The organism is Angustibacter sp. McL0619, assembly GCF_049994355.1.
Taxonomy (GTDB): domain Bacteria; phylum Actinomycetota; class Actinomycetes; order Actinomycetales; family Angustibacteraceae; genus Angustibacter.
In genome coordinates, this window is sequence record NZ_CP188257.1 from 3,446,041 (window position 1) to 3,462,513 (window position 16,473).

13 protein-coding genes are annotated in these 16,473 nt (G+C 71.3%); 3 read left to right on the forward strand and 10 right to left on the reverse strand.

What is annotated here, in order from left to right:
• Positions 1-52: 52 nt before the first annotated feature.
• On the reverse strand, positions 53-1,021 hold the full coding sequence (locus tag ACPPVT_RS16020; protein WP_426561943.1) for an aldo/keto reductase: 969 nt from the start codon (positions 1,019-1,021) through the stop codon (positions 53-55).
• 743 nt (positions 1,022-1,764) lie between these two features.
• Between ACPPVT_RS16020 and ACPPVT_RS16025 the strand changes: the two genes are divergently transcribed.
• Positions 1,765-1,953 carry a tyrosine-type recombinase/integrase gene (locus tag ACPPVT_RS16025; RefSeq protein WP_426561945.1) on the forward strand — a complete coding sequence of 63 codons (189 nt, stop codon included), beginning with the start codon at positions 1,765-1,767 and terminating at the stop codon, positions 1,951-1,953.
• Between the two features lie 246 nt (positions 1,954-2,199).
• Here the strand turns inward: ACPPVT_RS16025 and ACPPVT_RS16030 are convergent, their stop codons facing one another.
• Complete coding sequence (locus ACPPVT_RS16030; RefSeq protein WP_426561947.1) at positions 2,200-2,943, reverse strand: carbohydrate ABC transporter permease; 744 nt, start codon at positions 2,941-2,943, stop codon at positions 2,200-2,202.
• 189 nt (positions 2,944-3,132) lie between these two features.
• On the reverse strand, positions 3,133-3,417 hold the full coding sequence (locus ACPPVT_RS16035; protein ID WP_426561949.1) for a hypothetical protein: 285 nt from the start codon (positions 3,415-3,417) through the stop codon (positions 3,133-3,135).
• Between the two features lie 391 nt (positions 3,418-3,808).
• Here ACPPVT_RS16035 and ACPPVT_RS16040 point away from each other — a divergent pair, with 391 nt between their 5' ends.
• Both ACPPVT_RS16040 and ACPPVT_RS16045 read left to right on the forward strand, forming a co-directional pair.
• A complete protein-coding gene (locus ACPPVT_RS16040; protein ID WP_426561951.1) occupies positions 3,809-4,135 on the forward strand; it encodes a hypothetical protein in 327 nt (108 codons plus the stop codon).
• A gap of 72 nt (positions 4,136-4,207) precedes the next feature.
• Positions 4,208-4,594 carry a VOC family protein gene (locus ACPPVT_RS16045; RefSeq protein WP_426561953.1) on the forward strand — a complete coding sequence of 129 codons (387 nt, stop codon included), beginning with the start codon at positions 4,208-4,210 and terminating at the stop codon, positions 4,592-4,594.
• A gap of 69 nt (positions 4,595-4,663) precedes the next feature.
• On the opposite strand, the gene ACPPVT_RS16050 is transcribed toward ACPPVT_RS16045, so the two are convergent.
• The 7 genes from ACPPVT_RS16050 to recC form a co-directional block, all read right to left on the reverse strand.
• Positions 4,664-5,137 carry a GNAT family N-acetyltransferase gene (locus ACPPVT_RS16050; protein ID WP_426561955.1) on the reverse strand — a complete coding sequence of 158 codons (474 nt, stop codon included), beginning with the start codon at positions 5,135-5,137 and terminating at the stop codon, positions 4,664-4,666.
• A 368-nt stretch (positions 5,138-5,505) separates the two neighbouring features.
• Entirely contained in the window at positions 5,506-6,129 is a 624-nt protein-coding gene (locus ACPPVT_RS16055) for a class I SAM-dependent methyltransferase (RefSeq protein ID WP_426561957.1), read from the reverse strand.
• Between the two features lie 8 nt (positions 6,130-6,137).
• Complete coding sequence (locus ACPPVT_RS16060) at positions 6,138-6,785, reverse strand: TMEM175 family protein (protein ID WP_426561958.1); 648 nt, start codon at positions 6,783-6,785, stop codon at positions 6,138-6,140.
• A gap of 13 nt (positions 6,786-6,798) precedes the next feature.
• Entirely contained in the window at positions 6,799-7,701 is a 903-nt protein-coding gene (locus tag ACPPVT_RS16065; protein WP_426561960.1) for a hypothetical protein, read from the reverse strand.
• A gap of 73 nt (positions 7,702-7,774) precedes the next feature.
• Entirely contained in the window at positions 7,775-9,664 is a 1,890-nt protein-coding gene (gene recD, locus ACPPVT_RS16070; RefSeq protein ID WP_426561962.1) for an exodeoxyribonuclease V subunit alpha, read from the reverse strand.
• Positions 9,661-13,023 (reverse strand): UvrD-helicase domain-containing protein, encoded by a 3,363-nt coding sequence (locus ACPPVT_RS16075; protein ID WP_426561964.1) that lies wholly within the window; start codon positions 13,021-13,023, stop codon positions 9,661-9,663. The genes recD and ACPPVT_RS16075 overlap by 4 nt, the downstream gene beginning before the upstream one ends.
• Positions 13,020-16,394 carry an exodeoxyribonuclease V subunit gamma gene (gene recC / locus ACPPVT_RS16080; protein ID WP_426561966.1) on the reverse strand — a complete coding sequence of 1,125 codons (3,375 nt, stop codon included), beginning with the start codon at positions 16,392-16,394 and terminating at the stop codon, positions 13,020-13,022. Before recC ends, ACPPVT_RS16075 begins: the two co-directional genes overlap by 4 nt.
• Between the last annotated feature and the right edge of the window lie 79 nt (positions 16,395-16,473).

A 16,473-nucleotide genomic window follows, 5' to 3' on the forward strand; every position in this document is an offset into this window, starting at 1 on the left:
CCGCACCGATGAGCGGACGTTGGCCGTGTCCGACGCGAGCGGTCGGCGTGCGTCACCACCAGTAGTTGTCCTGCGCGGCGTACGGGTCCTGCAGCGCCTGGATTTCGTCCGGGGTGAGGCGGACGTCCATGGCTGCCACCGCGTCATCGAGGTGTTTGGGCTTGGTGGCGCCGACGATGGGACAGGCGACGACGGGCTTGGACAACACCCAGGCCAGGGCCACCTGCGCCATCGACGCTCCGCGCGCCTCCGCGATCTGTTGGACGGCGTCGACGACGCCCTTGTCGGCGTCCCGGTCGAACGCCTTGGCCACCGCATCGGTGGAAGAGCGGCCGGTCTGCTCACCCCATGGACGGGCAGCCCGGCCCTTCGCCAGCGGCGAGTACGGGGTCAGACCGACCCCCTGGTCCAGGCACAGCGGGATCATGTCGCGCTCTTCCTCACGCTTAAGGACGTTGTACTGGTCCTCCATCGCCGAGAACCTGGTCCAGCCATTGACCTCGGCGGCGGTCTGCAGCTTGGCGAACTGCCACGCCCACATCGACGAGGCACCCAGGTAGCGCACCTTCCCCGCCCGGACGACGTCGTGCAGGGCCGCCATGGTCTCCTCGACCGGGACTTGCTCGTCGAACCGGTGGAGGTAGTAGACGTCGACGTAGTCGGTACCCAGCCGGCGCAGCGAGCCGTCCAACTGCTCGAGGACGGCCTTGCGCGACAGGCCGCTGCCCCCCGGTCCGTCATGCATCCTCCCGTGCACCTTGGTGGCCAGCACGATGTCCTCGCGGCGCGAGTAGCGGTTGATGGCCCGGCCGACGAACTCCTCCGAAGTGCCGCCCTGGTAGACGTTCGCGGTGTCCCAGAAGGTGACCCCGAGCTCGACCGCCTGCCGGAAGAACGGCGCCGCAGCGTCCTCGTCCAGGGTCCACTGGTGCATCCCAGATGCCGCCTGACCGTAACTCATGCAACCCAGGCCGATTCGGCTCACCGTCAGCCCCGACTGCCCCAGCCGTGTGTACTCCATGTGAAACACCTTCCGCGAAGCCCGGCTCGCCGCGACGAGACCACGGCAGGCCAGGCGGGTGCCGATGTGACCGACCTCCGATAGCGAGCCTAGGGGTGCGCCGGCGGTGGGGAGTCCCTGGCATCTGACCCTTCGCCGGGGCCCCGGACAACGCACTCATCTGCCGCTGTCCGCGCTCCGTCGTGCCGGGCGGAGGCTGCGACTGGATCGTCGCAACGAGACACCGCTCAAGGCGCAGGTGCGCTGGCCCAGCCCGTGTCGTTGCCGCCTGGAGGCTCTTCGCGCTGCTTGCCGCACCGCAGGCACTTCAGGAAGTAGCCATCCGGGCTGCCTGGATATCGGACAGCTTCCAGTTGTGCCCCGCCACCATGCACAGCTTCCGCCTTACCACGTCGCGCCTCCAGGCATGGCTCGCCCTGACGGCAGGAACTATCCACGCGCTGCGCGGACGCGTCAAGGTTGCCCGAGGCAACGCACTGCCGTAGAGCAGGCGCTCGGAGTCGAACGCTCGCTTCGTCCTCCGTGATGCTGCGTCGTCGCGGAACTTCGCCCTAGTCGCCATGCTCGGGCTACTCGGCCCTGCGGATCTTCGAAGCGACCAACCGCGACATCAACGACGTCGGCGAGGAACACGGCCACCGAGTCCTGCGAGTCGTCGGCAAGGGCAGCCGGATCGTGCTGGTCCCGGTGCCACCCGAAGGCTCCGCCGACTCGCCGAGACCGCCGGCGTTCGGCTGCCCCGAATGCACCCCCACATGCTCCGACACACCTTCGTCACCACCATGCTCGACGCCGGCGTCGACCTGCGCGACGTCCAGATCGCCGCCCGCCACGCCGACCCCAGAACCACCATGCGCTACGACCCGGCCCGCCCGAACCTGGACCGTCACCCCAACTACATCCTCGCCGCCTACATGGCCTCAGGCACCTAAGCCCTAACGTGCCGATGTCCGTTCACTCAGCGCAGCCACGAACGTGGTGTGCTTGTCGAAGGGATGCAGAGTTGGCTGCGCTCGTCGCGAGCCTCGAGGCTGTGTCGAAGCGGACAAGAGTGCAGGGTCGGGGTAGCTGACGACGTCACCTGGCACATGGGCATTCGCCGACAACGCGGCGTGGTCGCCGGGCTCGCGGTGGTTGGTCCTCGCGGGAGGGCACTTTGATCGTGGTCGGACGTGGTGCTACTCCCCGACGGAGGCCCCACCGATGCCACCAACGCTGAAGTATCGGTGTCCCAGGCCGAACAGCAGGATGGCCGGCGCCATCGCGACCAGAGCCACGGAGCTCCCCGCCGGCGATCCCGGACCGAAAATATCGAGGGCTACAGGCAGCGTGTACTTCGACTGCGAGCGCAGGAAAACGACGGCCATCAGGTAGTCGTTCCAGGACAGCAGGAAGGTGAAGATCGCCGTGGACAACAGGCCCGGCCACGAGTTGGGCAACACGATCCGCACGAACGCGCCGAAGATCGACGCACCGTCGAGCCACGCCGCCTGATCGAGGCTGGTCGGGATCGAGTCCATATACGTAGCGCTCATCCAGGTGGCGACGGCGAGCGAGGCGCCGACGTAGATGATCATCAGGCCGAACAGGCTGTCCACCAGGTGCAGGCCGACGAAGAGGATGAACAGCGGGATCACCGCACTGATCGTCGGCAATGATTGGATGATGAACAACAGAAGCGAGTAGCCGGAGAGCAGTCGACTCCGGCCGCGGGAGATGACGTAGCCGGCCGGAGCCGCGACAACGATGCAGACCATGACAGTTGACAGCGTGACTGCGAGGCTGTTAGCCAGCCATCGCGCCGTGTCGGAGTAGCGGAAAACGTCGACGAGATTCGTCGTGGAAAGGCCGAAGAAGCGATTCCCATGGCCTGGGGCGCGAAGCGCGCGAGCGAAGATGACTGCGATGGGTGCCAGGGCCACTGACGTCACAACCAGTGCGACCGTGAACCGCAACCACTTCCACCGATCACGCCGGCTGGCTCCCACCACTCAAGCCTAACTGCGTGAACGCGCTCCGCCAGGCCGAAACGAACTCTCATGCCGTAGCGTCCCCACGGCATTGCGCACGTGTCTCCCAGCGCGCCCTGCCAGGCGGCCAAGGCGCGAACGTCAGGTCTGCCCGATGACCTCACAGACATCGACGCTGACCAACGTGGCCGGCGCGTCGGGCATGTCCCGCAGCGTGTTGTAGGTCGCCTCGGCTGCTCGGGCGTTTGCTTCGGTGTCAAACAGCCAGAAGGAGTGTTGGATCAGTTCCCCGTCTACCGTTCGTGCCCAGTAGCCGCCGCCGGAACCGGGCATGCCGCGCACCATCGCGACCCCGCCCTCGATCATCGACAACGCCTCGTCGGCTCGGTTCGGCTTGATTTCGACTTTCCCGATGACCGCGTACATGGCGTTCCCCTTCCAACGACTCCGGGCCGGGGTCAGTCTTGCTCACTCATGCACCACGGTCCATGGGCTGAGCCCGGCACCCGTCTCTCGGGCGTCACCAATCGCACGCTCATGGCTCCCATCCGGGATGAGCCGCGACAGTTCCTCTCGAATCATGCCCGCACTTTCGTCGCGACGATCGAGCCCGAACAACCCGGAGGTCGATCCTGCGCCATTGCAACGCAAAGGGGCGATCGCGGTGCGACGAGCGAATCGGCAAGCTCGCGCTACGAGGAGCGCCATCGTCAGCTGTTGGCGCGCCTCCTCCTCACTGGCAAACCCGGTAACGGAAGCCAGCAAGGCCAGGCGCGCTGGCGCGGACCATCTGCCGATTCGCGGGCCTAGCGTCCTCGTGAACTACGGTTTGGCCGTGACGGATCCAAGCTGGACGCTCATGCATGAGATGAAGCCCGCTCTGTTGGAGGCATTGCGTGAATCGGGGGTGACCAGGATCGAGTATGTGACCAGGTTCCCGACCCGGGACGATGCGTGGGTGTGGCTGGGAACTGCTACGGACGCTGAGCGGGATGCCCTGTCCGAGTCGCAGGTGCTCCTACAGGTGCGGCTCATCGCCGAGCGTCTGGGATTGTCACCCGGGAAGGTCGCCGGGGTCACCGTGCAATCGGAGGAAACGGTCGCCCGGGACTTCGCGGGGAGTTGGTTCTATGCCCTTCGCTGATCATCCGGAGCCGCGTTCAGAGCGCTGTTATGCCGGTGAGCTCTGCGCCGTGGGTCGTGCCAAACTGCGAAGGTGAGCCTGTTCAAGACGCCCCAGGTCGTTCTGTTCAGTATGGACTTGCCTCGGACGGCGAGATTCTATGAAGCCCTCGGTTTCGAGGAGGTCTTCAGAACTCCGACGGAGGGTTCCCCCATTCACGTCGACCTAGTGCTCGACGGGTACCGAATCGGTCTGGCAAGCGAGGGCTCCACTCGCGACGACCATGGCCTCGAGCCAGTTGTGCGTGGCCAGCGTGCCGCCGTGATCTTGTGGACAGACGACGCCGCAGCTTCGTACGCACGCCTTCAAGAGGTGGGGGCCACGCCAGTGAAGGAGCCAGAGCCGTGGCTTGGGCGGCTCCTCATCGCTTGGGTCGAAGACCCGGACGGTCACCTGATCCAGGTAGCGGAAGCCGTCTGAAGGCCTGCAAGTAGCGACGCCCGGATCTGCCGCTGAGCGTGCGCGGTTGTGCCGATGAGCGCGCTCCCGTCAGGAATCGGCGAGCAACAACTCGGCCCAGACCTGCCGCGGCCAATCAGGCCGGTCGGCGGGGTCGCGCCGTACCTCGACGAACCCGTGGCGCGCATAGACAGCCGCGGCCCTGGCGTTGCCGTCGATGTACTCGATGGCAACGGTTCCTCGCGCGGCCGGAACTACCCCGATAAGAGCGGTGAGCAGTGAGCTTCCCACACCCTCGCCTTGGTGACCGGGATGGACGTACAGCTTCCAGATCACAGGTGGGTCGGGGCGCAGGTCGACGTTGCCCACGCCGACCACGTGGCCTTCGGACTCCGCAACCAGGGTCGTGGTCGTGGCGAGGCCACGCTCGACAGCGGCCGCCGACCACCAGGTTGCCAAGCCGTGCTCGACGAAGTCCTGCCCCGCGAACGCGTACGTTCCGGGCCACGCGGCACGGCCGATCTCACAGATTGCGTCGACATCGGTCTGGGTGGCACGCCGCACTTCTAGCGTCATGCTGAGAGCCTAGACACCCGGGGGATGCGGTCCCTCGGCCGGTACGCGTGCGCTCGCCGACGCAGCCCGACGCCGCGCAAGCCCTGTGGCCGTGGCTGCGCTGCTGGCGCTGTTGGCGGCCGGGATCGTCCTGGCGTCGGCCTGGCGAGCCTCGCGTTCGACCGGGGCCAACCGGTCCTGCACCCTCGGGCAGAGCTTGAAGGCTGCTGGACGGTTCGTGTTCGACTTCCTCCGATCGAGCGCATGCACACAGCGAACTCCCGGATCTCCCGCGATGAGGCGACGGCTCCAAGTGGATGGCATCCGTGCGACCTGCTGACTGTCTGTGTCGTACCGGCGACGGTTCGGCACGGCACCTAAGGCGAGACGGCGACGCCGAGCGACGTGGCGCCGCCGAACTTGGGCGCTCCCTGTTCGTAGAAGACGTCGACCGCCTCGACGCGGAACCCGGCACCGGTCAGCAGCTCCACGATCGGCCGGGTCAGGTGGCAACCGCCGACCAGCCGTTGCTGCCAGGGATCGAGCCGGCGCTGCCAACGCCGCACCTTCTCGTCCTCGGCCGGCGCCAGACCGTGCTCGAGGAAGTGCAGCGACCCGCCGGGCCGCAGCACCCGGCGCAGCTCACCCAGCGCAGTGCCGACGTCCGCGATGGTGCACAGCGTCCAGGTGGACACGGCCATGTCGAAGCTGTTGTCCTCGAACGGCAGTGCCTGGCCGTCCAGGCCGGACCGCTCCACGAGCACGCTGCTGGCCGCCAGTCGCTTCTCGGCCAGCCGCCATCCGAGGTCGGCCGGTTCGACGGCTGCCACCCGGGTGACGCTCGGCGGGTAGAACGGGACGTTGTGGCCGGTCCCGAAGCCGACCTCGACCACCTCGCCCACCAGGCCGCCGCAGACCCTCCGCCGCAATGCCTGCAGCTCCTTGCCGCCGCAGGCCACGTTCAGCAGTCGCGGCAGTACCCGCTCACCGTAGATGCCCATGACGCCTCTCAGCCGGGCTGTGCGATCGCCTGGCGCGGCGACGGTCCCAGGACGAACATCAGCGCGAGCAGTGACGCGACGATGATGGTGAGCGCTGGCGCCACCAGCGCCAGCACTGTCGCGACCGTGTACCCGACGAGCCCTGCCAGGTAGCGGACGTCGACGTCCCGGACGAACTCCGGCGACACCCCGCTGACCATGAGGCCGTGCCGGGTGACCCGGCGCCAGATCAGGTTGAAGGCGACCGCGCTGACCGTCAGCGTCGCGCCGTACAGGAGGGCGGCGGTCCGTCCGTCCGCGCCCGTCGTGTGCTCGGCGACGAGGCCGGTGGGCAGCGGGAGGAACGAGACGCTGGCCAGCAGCAGCAGGTTCTCCAGCAGCAGGATCTGGTCGACCTGCTCGACGAGCCGGAACAGCGCGTGGTGGTTGGCCCAGATGATGCCGATCTGCAGGAAGCTCGCGGCGTACGCGCCGATCTGCGGCAACGAGGAGTGCAGTGCGTGGGCGAGAGACTCCCCCTCGGCCGGCTCGACCCGGACGTCCAGGATCAACAACGTGACCGCGATGGCCAGGACGCCGTCACTGAACGCCTCCAGCCGGGCCGAGTCGCCACGCAGCGCGCTGCCGCCCCACCACCGACTGGTCGGCTGAGTCATCCTGCGAACACGATCATGCTGGGGCGGCAGCGGGGATGTCGACGTTCGCCTCTGCGGTCACAGTCGTGGTGCCGGACAGCGCCGACACCTTGACGACGTGCGCACCCGCGGTGGTGTCGGCGGGAACCGCGAAACGGACCTGCGAGCCGGTCGAGTCCAGCAGGTCCACCACCGTGTCGTCGAGGCGCACGGTCGCAGCCGCCCCGCCGAGGTTCAGCCCGCTCACGGTGAGGATACGCTTCACCGGGTCGAACGAGGCGGACGTGACCGTCGGCGTCGCCCCGGACACCGCCTTGTTCGCCGTGTAGGTCAACGCCGAGATGCTGGTCAACCCCGCGAAGGCGGTGGGCAGGTCCGGTAGCCCCCCGTGCGGCGAGATGCTGAACCGCACGACCACGTAGGCGAGCGCGACGGCGTTGAACATCAGGAACTGGAAGTCGACCAGGTCGCTCTGGCCGGCGTCGTTGGTGGCCAGGTCCTTGACCGAGAACGTCGGGTCCACGGCCGGCGGCTTGGACAGCGTGCCGTTGTTGATCCTGGTGACGGTGATGCCCTTGGCCAGCACCAGGGCCGCGAACGGCCCGCCGAGCAGCAGGAGGTAGCTGTCGGCCAGCTGGTCGAGGCTGTCGCCGAACGGCTTGTCGTCCACGATGGCGATGACGGACAGGGTGGCCAGCGCGTACACGACCGCGATCGTCCAGGCGAACGCCGTGGCCTTGCTGGTGGACAGGCGCCCGTCGTGGCCCATCATCAGCGCCCTGATGGGTGCGCTGGACTTCTTGGTGCCGGCCTCCGAACTGCCCGGCCGTCTGCGCTTGCCCAGCTTCCACGGATCGTCGCCGCCCAGGACGCCGAAGAGTCCCAGCAGCAGCAGGGTGACCGCGGCACCGATCAGGTCCGCGACGAAGGAGTTCACGAGGAACCGTCCATGGCGCGGACGATAGTCCGGTTCGCCCACCCGCGGAACGGTTTCGTTGATTCCTGCCGGACTATGACAAGGGTCGGCGCAGCCCGCTGGCCCGACGGACCGGTCGGCCGACGGCGGCCCGGACGGCGGCCTCGGTGCCGACGACGTGGACGTGCTCACGGGCGCGGGTCACCGCGGTGTAGAAGAGCTCGCGGGTCAGCAGCAACGACGACGGCCCTGGCAGCAGCAGGGAGACGTGCGCGAACTGGCTGCCCTGACCTCGGTGCACCGTCATTGCGTAGACCACCTCGGTGGCCGGGAGTCGGTGCGGCCGAACGAGAAGCGGCCGCTGGGGGTCGCCGAAGGCTGCGACCAGCCCGCTGTCGCCGTCCGCCACGACCACCCCGGTATCCCCGTTGAACAGCCCGGTGTCCCGGTCGTTCTTGGTGACCAGCAAAGGCTGGCCGGCGAACCAGGTTGCCGCCGACCCACCGGGACCCATCCCTCCACCCGATGGCTCGCCCAGGGCGACGCCCACCCAGGCCTGCACCTTCCCGGCCCAGTGCGCGACGCCCACCGCTCCTCGGCGGTGCGCCAGCAGCAGGCGGTGCGCGTCGAGCGCTTGCAGTGCCTGCCCGACGTCCCCCGACCGGGCGGCGGTGACGAGGGCGACCCCGGCCTGCTGGGCGGCTTCGCGCACCGCTGTGACGTCGGCCTCGCTCGGCCGCTCCTGGGCAGTCTCGGCGAACGTCACCGCGGCGGAGCCGGCGCGCAGCACCGCCAGGACCTCGTCGGCGTCCCCCGACCGCACCGCTCTGGCGAGCCGGCCGATGTCCTCGCCGTGCCGGTGCACGACCTCCAGCCGGACGACCCCGTTGCGCAGCGCGGTGCGGGCCGACGAGTCGTCCGGGACGTCGTCCGGGACGGTCGCCGTCAGGGCCGCGGGCAGCAGGTCCGCCGTGGGCGGCAACGCGACCAGGTCGCCGAGCACCGCGCCGACCTCCACCGAGGCCAGCTGGTCTGGATCCCCGACCAGCACCAGCCGGGCCTGCGGGGCAAGGGCTTCGAGCAGTCGAGCCATCAGCGGCAGCGACACCATCGACGTCTCGTCGACCACGACGACGTCGTACGGCAGGTGGTGGTCGCGGTCGTGCCGGAACCTGGTGGACGACCCGGGCCGCCAGCCGAGCAGCCGGTGCAGCGTCGTCGCGGTGGGGGTGCCCACCCGGACGCGGTCGTCCTCGTCGGGCAGCCTCGCCACCTCGGCGCGGACCGCCTCCTGCAGGCGGGCGGCCGCCTTGCCGGTCGGTGCGGCCAGCGCGACGCGAAGACCGGGCCCCGCAACGTCGTGCAGGACGGCGAGCAGCCGTGCCACGGTGGTCGTCTTGCCGGTGCCGGGCCCGCCGGTGAGCACCGTCAGCCGGCTGAGTGCGGCGGTGGCGGCGGCCAGCCGCTGGCGAGCGGCGTCGCCGGGCAGCACCCGGTGCACGGCTGCTGCCACCCGGGCGGGCTCGACGGGCTCTATGCCCGCGGCGAGCCGGTCGTCCACCGCTGCCCGGACGGTCTGTTCGTGGCGCCAGTAGCGGTCGAGGTAGAGCCGTCCACCCACCCAACGAACCGGGCGTTCCTCGGCGCCCGCGACGCCGACCGCGACCAGCGGGCTCGCCTCGACGGCGGCGCGCCACTGAGCCGGTTCGGGCCAGGGCAGGTCCTGCACCGGCTCGGCATCCTCCACCTCCGGCGCGGCCAGCGCCTCCAGGTCGTCGAGGTCGATGCACACCGACCCGCTGCGCGCACCCCGCACCGCCAACGCGACCGCGAGCAGCACCCGCTCGTCGTTCTCACCGGCCAGCCGACCCAGGCGCTGGGCGACGTGCACGTCGGCGGCGGACACCAGCTGGGCGGCGTTGAACACCGACAGCATCGGGCCGGCTCGCAACGCGATCCGCGGGCCGAACGTCTCGGCGCTCACCGCGCACCGCCGTCCAGCAGCGACGACAGCTCGACCACCAGTGCGGTCGGCGGCCGCCACGACAGCACTCCGCAGGGCGTGCCGTCGACCACCGGTGTCCGCGGACCGCACATCCCTCGCACGAACAGGTACAGCGCTCCCCCGAGCTGCTGGTCCGGGTCGTAGCCAGGCTGCCGCCACCTCAGGAACCGGTGCAGCGCAACGGAGTACAGCAGCAGCTGGAGCGGGTAGTGCGCCGCCATCATGGCCTCGGCCATCACCTGAGGGCGGTAGTGCCAGGTGGTCAGCTGCTCGTCGACGGGTGCCAACCTGTTGGTCTTGTAGTCCACCACCAGGTATCGCGGCGAGCCGTCGGCGGCTCGAACCCGCAGCACGGCGTCCAGGCTGCCGGTCAGGTAGCCGCGCAGCAGTCCCTGGCCGAGGCCGGCGGCGATCAGCCGCGCGCCGTACGACGCGAACGGGTCGTCGGACGGGACGTGACGGTTGATCAGGGCGGCGACCTGGTCGAGCGTGCAAGCGTTGCCGGACGGCGTGTCTCCGCCGGCCAGCGGCAGCTCGAAGTCGAGCTCGGCGAGCCGGTCGCCGACCGGGATGTCGCTGAGCGTCATACCTGCGGCCAGGTCACCCAACGGTGTCGCGAGAACCGGTGCCAGGCTGCGAGCGAGCTCCTCCGGGTCGACTCCGGGTACCCGCGAGGTGCCTGCCTCCTGGCACCGGCTGAGCAGCTCCGCGTCCAGGTCCGCGGCCATCGGGTCGACCCGTTCCAGGACCTCGTGCACCAGCGTCCCGAACGCCGCACCTCCGGGCAGCGCGGCCATCAGCGGGACCAGGTGACCGGTCTCGCCGGACGGCGCGACGGCGGCGGCCGCCTCGGCGGGCGGGACGTCCACCTCGTCCTGCACGCCAGTCACTTCCGGCTCGCTGCTGACGTCGGGCCGCGCCAGCTCATGGGCCGCCGCGGTGAGCCCGGAGTACGACGTCCGGCGCCAGGTCACGTCCAGCCGGCGGCGGAGCGTGCCCACCGACAGGTCCGGGGGGCGGGCGGCTGGCGCCGACCAGCGTCGGAGCGTGGGCCGGACGTCGACCTGCTCCACGGCGACCAGGTCGCCGACGCGCTCGGCGAAGCGGGCCAGCGACGCGGTCACCGTGGCGTCGACCGGGACCGAGACCCGCGGCGGCGGTTGCTGACCGGCCGACCAGTCGCCGAGCAGCATCCGCCCGAGCGGCCCGCTGGCCGAGTTCCGGGACGGCGCCCACCAGGCGACCACCTGCGACCGGGCCCGGGTCAGCGCGACGTACAGCAGGCGCAGGTCCTCGCCGCGGGCCTCGGCGAAGTGCCGCTCGCGAGCCGCGTCGTAGTCCGCGTCGTCGCTGCCGCCCAGGTGCAGCAGCCGCTGCCCGAGATCGTCGTGGAAGCGCAGGGTGTCCGGGGTGGCCGGCTCGAAGCGGTCCCAGCCGAACGGGACGTACACCACGGGGAACTCTAGGCCCTTGCTGGCGTGCACCGTCACCACCTGGACGGCCTCGGCGTCCGTCTCGAGCCGGCGGCTGCGGTCCTCGGCGTAGTCCTCGCCCGCATCGGCGACCCGACGGCGCAGCCAGTCGGTCAGCGCCGCGACCCCGAACTGGTCCTGCACGACCGCCAGGTGCAGGGACTGCCCGACGTGTCGCAGGTCGGTCAGCCGGCGCTCGCCGCTGGACGTGGCCATCAGGCGCTCGGCCAGGCCCTCCGCAGTGGCCGCCTCGAGCAGCGCGGCGACACCCCGGCCGGTCAGCACCTGCGCCCAGCCGCGCACCCGGTCGGACAGCTCGTCCCGCTCGGCGGCACTCGCCGAGGCCAGCCGGGCGGCGTCCCAGCCGACGAACGGGGTGAGCGCCACGGCGGCGGCGCGGCCGCTGTGACCGGGCTGCTCCAACGCGGTCAGCAAGGTCAGCCAGTCCTTCGCGGCGGCCGAGCCGAAGACGCTGGACAGGCCGGACACCACCGCTGGCACGCCGGCCTCGACCAGGGCGGCGCGAACCGTGCCGGCGTCGGCGTTGCGTTGTGCCAGCACCGCGATGTCACCCGGACGCAGCGCGCGCCAGGTGCCCCGGTCGAGCAACCTGGTCTGCTCGAGCTGCCGCACGACGTCCGCCGCGACGTCCGCCGCGATCAGCAGCCGGACGTCGCCGACCGGCGGCGTCCGGCTTCCCTTGAGGCCGAAGGGTTCTCGGGTGACCTGCCGCAACCGCAGCGGCGCGCCGCCGTCCAGCTCGCGCCCCTCGCGCGCGGCCCGCACGCCGTGCACGACGATCGCCGGGTCACCCAGCGCGGCGCCGCCCATCAGGTGGTCCAACGCCTGCAGCAGCGGCTCGTCGCTGCGCCAGCTGCGGTCGAGGGTCGCGGTGGCGTCCGCGTCGCGCCGGGCGGCGAGATAGGTCACCACGTCCCCGCCGCGGAACGCGTAGATCGCCTGCTTCGGGTCACCGATGAGCACCAGCGTGCGGTGTCCGTGGAACGCAGCCCGCAGGATCTGCCACTGCACCGGGTCGGTGTCCTGGAACTCGTCCACCAGCACGACCTGGTAGCGGTCCCGGACCCGTTGCGCCGCAGCGGAACCGGTCTGCGGGTCGACCAGGGCGTCGCGCAGCAGGACGAGCAGGTCGTCGTAGTCGAGCAGTCGGCGCGCCCGTTTGCGGTGCTCGACCTCGGCGACCACCTGCCGGGCGAACGCGAAGCGGTGTCCGGGCAGCGACCCGGCGGGGGCGCGGGTCGGTTCGAGCCCGGCCTGTGGGTCGCCGACCGCAGCACGGGCGACGCGGCGGGCGTCGTTGACGGTCAGCATCGGTGCCGGCTCCGCGGCGTAGCGCTGCAGGTAGACGTCGTCGACGACCTCGTCGAGCAGGTCGTCGATGTCCGGCACCAGCACTGCGTCCGGGTCGACGTCTGCGCTCGCCCCGAGCGAGCTGAGCATCTGCTGGCAGAAGCCGTGCGTCGTCGCGATGGTCGCCGCGTCGAAGCCGGACAACGCGGTGGTGAGCCGGCGGCGGCGCGCGGCGAGCTCGTCGTCGTCCACGTCGGCCAGGTGCCGGACCAGCTCGTCCACGCTGTCGCGGGCGTCAGGACGGCGCAGTGCCCGTTCCGCCGACACCAGCCGTTCGCGCACCCGGTCCCGCAGCTCGGACGTCGCGGCCCGACCGAAGGTGACCAGCAGCAGCTCGGACAGCTCGGCGACGCCCTCGGCGACGTAGCGGACGGCCAAGGCCGCGATCGTGAACGTCTTGCCGGTGCCGGCGCTGGCCTCCAGCACCGTCGTACCGGTCGGCAGCTCGCCGAACAGGTCGAAGACGGCGGACGGCGCGGTCAGCGGCGAGCTCACGGGGTCACCGTCGACTCGTGGTCCAGCAGCGGGTCCCAGACCCGACGGGCCAGCACGCCGAGGCGGCTGCTGTCCTGCGGCCACCACGCCTGCTCGGTCGCGTCCGGCGTCCCGAGCAGGTCGCCCAGCGAGGCCTGCTCGCCCCAGCACAGCACGTGGTACTCGTCGTCCGCCTCGAAGCCGTCCTGCCAGGTGTGCCGGGCGCTCTCCAGCGCCTGAACCTCTGCGTCCCCGCCGTGCCGGCTGCGGGCATAGGCGTGCGCCGTGTCGACGGGCATCGGCAGCGGCTCGCGGATCGCCCTGTCCCGCAACCGAACCAGGTCCTCCAGGCGCTGCACCGCCCACGGCGCGCTCGGCGTCCGGATCGCGACTACCGCCGCACTCGGTACCCGGGTCGGCGCGCGCCCGATGGTGACCGCCCGCCACGGGACGTCCGGCTCGGAGGCCACCAGCGCGAGGAGCTGGACCCACGCCCGGAGCCGATGCTTGGCCCCCAGCCGCGAGTACACCGTGCGGACCACGAGGTCGTCGTGCACCTCGGGCACCGAGCCGTTGACCACGACGCCGGACGGCAGGTCGGCTCGGACGTCGACCACCCGCGGCGCCCCGACCGCGTAGCGGCGGGCCGCCTGCGCGATGGGCTCGACCCGGCCCGCGACGTCCTGCAGCGTGGCTCGGCCGAGCTCCTTGGGAGGTACTTGCCCGCGTCGCCACTCCGCTGCGAGGGCCAGGCCCGGGTCGACCCCGGCCAGCCGAGCGGTCAGCAGCCGGTCGCCGATCCCCCACGACTGCAGTCCGTCCAGCTGCAGCGGCAGCCGGTCGTCCACCTCGTCCTCGTCGGTGACCACCGAGAGCTGCAACCGCTGCCGGGCGAACCACTTCACCGGGTGCTCGAGCATCCGGACCAGGTCGTCGAGGTCCACCTCGTCCGGGCGGGCCAGCTTGGGCAGGGGGCGGCTGAGGAACTCGACCCGGCCGGCCCGCTCGCCCCTTCCGGCAATCGCGGCGCGGTACCCGGTGGCGTCGAAGCTGAACGGTCCCCGGCGACCCAGCGCCCCAGCGGTGAAGTTGCGCTCGTCCACCGTCTGCAACGGATGCCGGACGACGACGTGGTCACGCAGGCTGCCACCGCCCGGACCGGTGGCCACGCCGTCCAGGGCGTCGAGCAGCTCGCTGACCGGAACCGCCGGTGGGCGGGCGGCGCCGGTGCGCTCGTCGGCCCCGGAGTACAGCACCACCAGGTGCTCGCCGGCCGCGGAGACCGCGTCGAGGAAGAGCTGTCGGTCTTCACCGCGGCGATCCCGCTCGCCGACCCACGGGTCACGCAGCAGCAGGTCGTCACCGTCGGACGACGTGCCGCGCGGGAACGTGCCGTCGTCCAGGCCCAGCAGGCACACCACCCGGTGCGGAACGGCGCGCATGGGTTCCAGCGAGCAGACGGTCAGCGCGCCGGTGCGAAAGCCCGACCGGCTTGGTCGTCCGGCCAGCCGGTCGGCAAGCAGCGAACGCACGTCCGGCAGCCGGATCGGGAGCAGGTCGCGACCTTGCGTCGACTGCCGGGCCTGGGCCAGCACCCGGCGCGCCTGAACGACCTGCCAGCCGTCGGCGACGGCGGTGTCCGCGAGCAGGTCGATCGCCGCGTCCAGGTGGTCCAGCCAGGCCCCGACCGGCTGCGCGCCGTCCAACGCGGCGAGGACCGCGGTGACCCGCTCGACGAGCTCCGCCAGCCGGCCGGCGAGCTCGATGTCCGTGCTGTCCACGTCGTCCAACGGGATCGCCGGCCCGACGAACCGCTCGTGCTCGTCGGCCATCGCGACCCCGAGCAGGATCCGGTCCAACGCGGTGTCCCAGGTCCCCTGGCGCAGCTCGGGCAGACCGAACCGGGCCCGGCGCGCAAGATCCTCGCCCCAGTGCACCCCGGCGGCCACCGACCACCGGCGGATCTGCGCCAGATCGTCGTCGGCGAAGCCGAACCGGCGTCGCACCGGTGCGGTGGCCGCCAGGTCCAGCACCTCGGACGCGCTCACCCGCCCGTCGGCCAGGCTCAGCAGACTCGCGATCAGTGACAGCACCGGGTTCGTCTGCCGCAGCGAGCGATCTGCCAGGCGCACCCGCAGCAGGTGCCCTGGGTGCACCGGCGTCGACGGTTGGTCCACGTCGGGCGCGAGCCCGAAGGTCGCGCCCACCAGCGGGGCGTACGCCTCGACGTCCGGGCACATCACGACGACGTCGCGCGGTTCCAACGTGGGATCGTCGGCGAACATCCCGACCAGGACCTCGCGCAACACCTCGACCTGCCGCGAGCGCCCGTGGCACGCGTGCACCTGGACGCTGCGGTCGGCTGCTGCGACGGCGGGCGGCACCTGGTTCGGGTCCGTGGCGGTGTCGTCCCGCAGGCTCCGCTGCAGCGCGCCGAGCAGGCTGGCCGGCGGTGGGGGTCCGGCGAACATGACGTCCTGGTCGACGCCGAGCGCCGTCAGCCGCAGCTGGAGCTCGGTGGCGTCGCGGGCCATCGAACCGAGCATCGGGTGCGCTGCGACGACGGGCCGTCCCCGGCGCGGCGACATCGGCGACGGTGACGACGTCGCGGAGACCTTCTGCCACAACGCAGGCGAGGGATGTGCCAGCCACAGGTGGACGTCGCGATGCCGGCTCAGCGCGTGCAGCACCAGGAGCTGGTCGGTGGGCAGCCGGGTGGGGCCGAACACCGACAGCCGCGCGGGCAGGTCGACCGCCGCCGCCGACCCGCCGAGCAGTCGGACCGCCTCGTCGAGCCGCTCGGCCGGGCTCGGCACTCCCAGGTGCGCGCGAACCCGGCGCCACAGCTGCGGCTGCCAGGCCAGGTCCGCCGGCACCGGCTGCCCGCCGCCGTCCTCGTCGCGGTCCGCGGCCCAAGCGAGCAGCATCGCCGGACGTTGCGCGCCGTAGCCGGCGAACAGCCGCGCGATGTGCCGGGCCACCCCGAGCCGGCGTCCGCGGCGCAGCTCGTCGTGGGTGTCGGCGCCGACGTGCCGGTTCAGCGCCGCGGACCACGGCTCGCCCGCGCAGGCGTCGATCACCTCGAGCAACGGCCAGCTCAGCGCCTCGGCTCGCCACGGGTCGTCGTCCGGGTCCACCCCGAGCACCCGGGACAGCACACCGGAGACGAGGCGGCCGGGCGAACCGAAGTCGACAGCCGCGCACACGCCGGCCTCGCCGTCCGGCCCAGCGCCGAGGTGGTGGGAGAGCCGCTGCGCGAGCCAGCGCTCCACCCCCCGGGTGGGCACCGCGATCACGTCCGGGATGAACGGGTCTTCCATCGGGACGCCGAGCAGTGCGGCGAGCGGTCCGACGAGCACGTCGGCGCGCTCGGAGCGATGCACCAGCAACACGCGGCCGCCTCCGATTCCTCGACGCAGCAGGCTACAGCGCGGTACCCCTCCCCTGGCCTTCGCCTCCTCGGCACCCTCG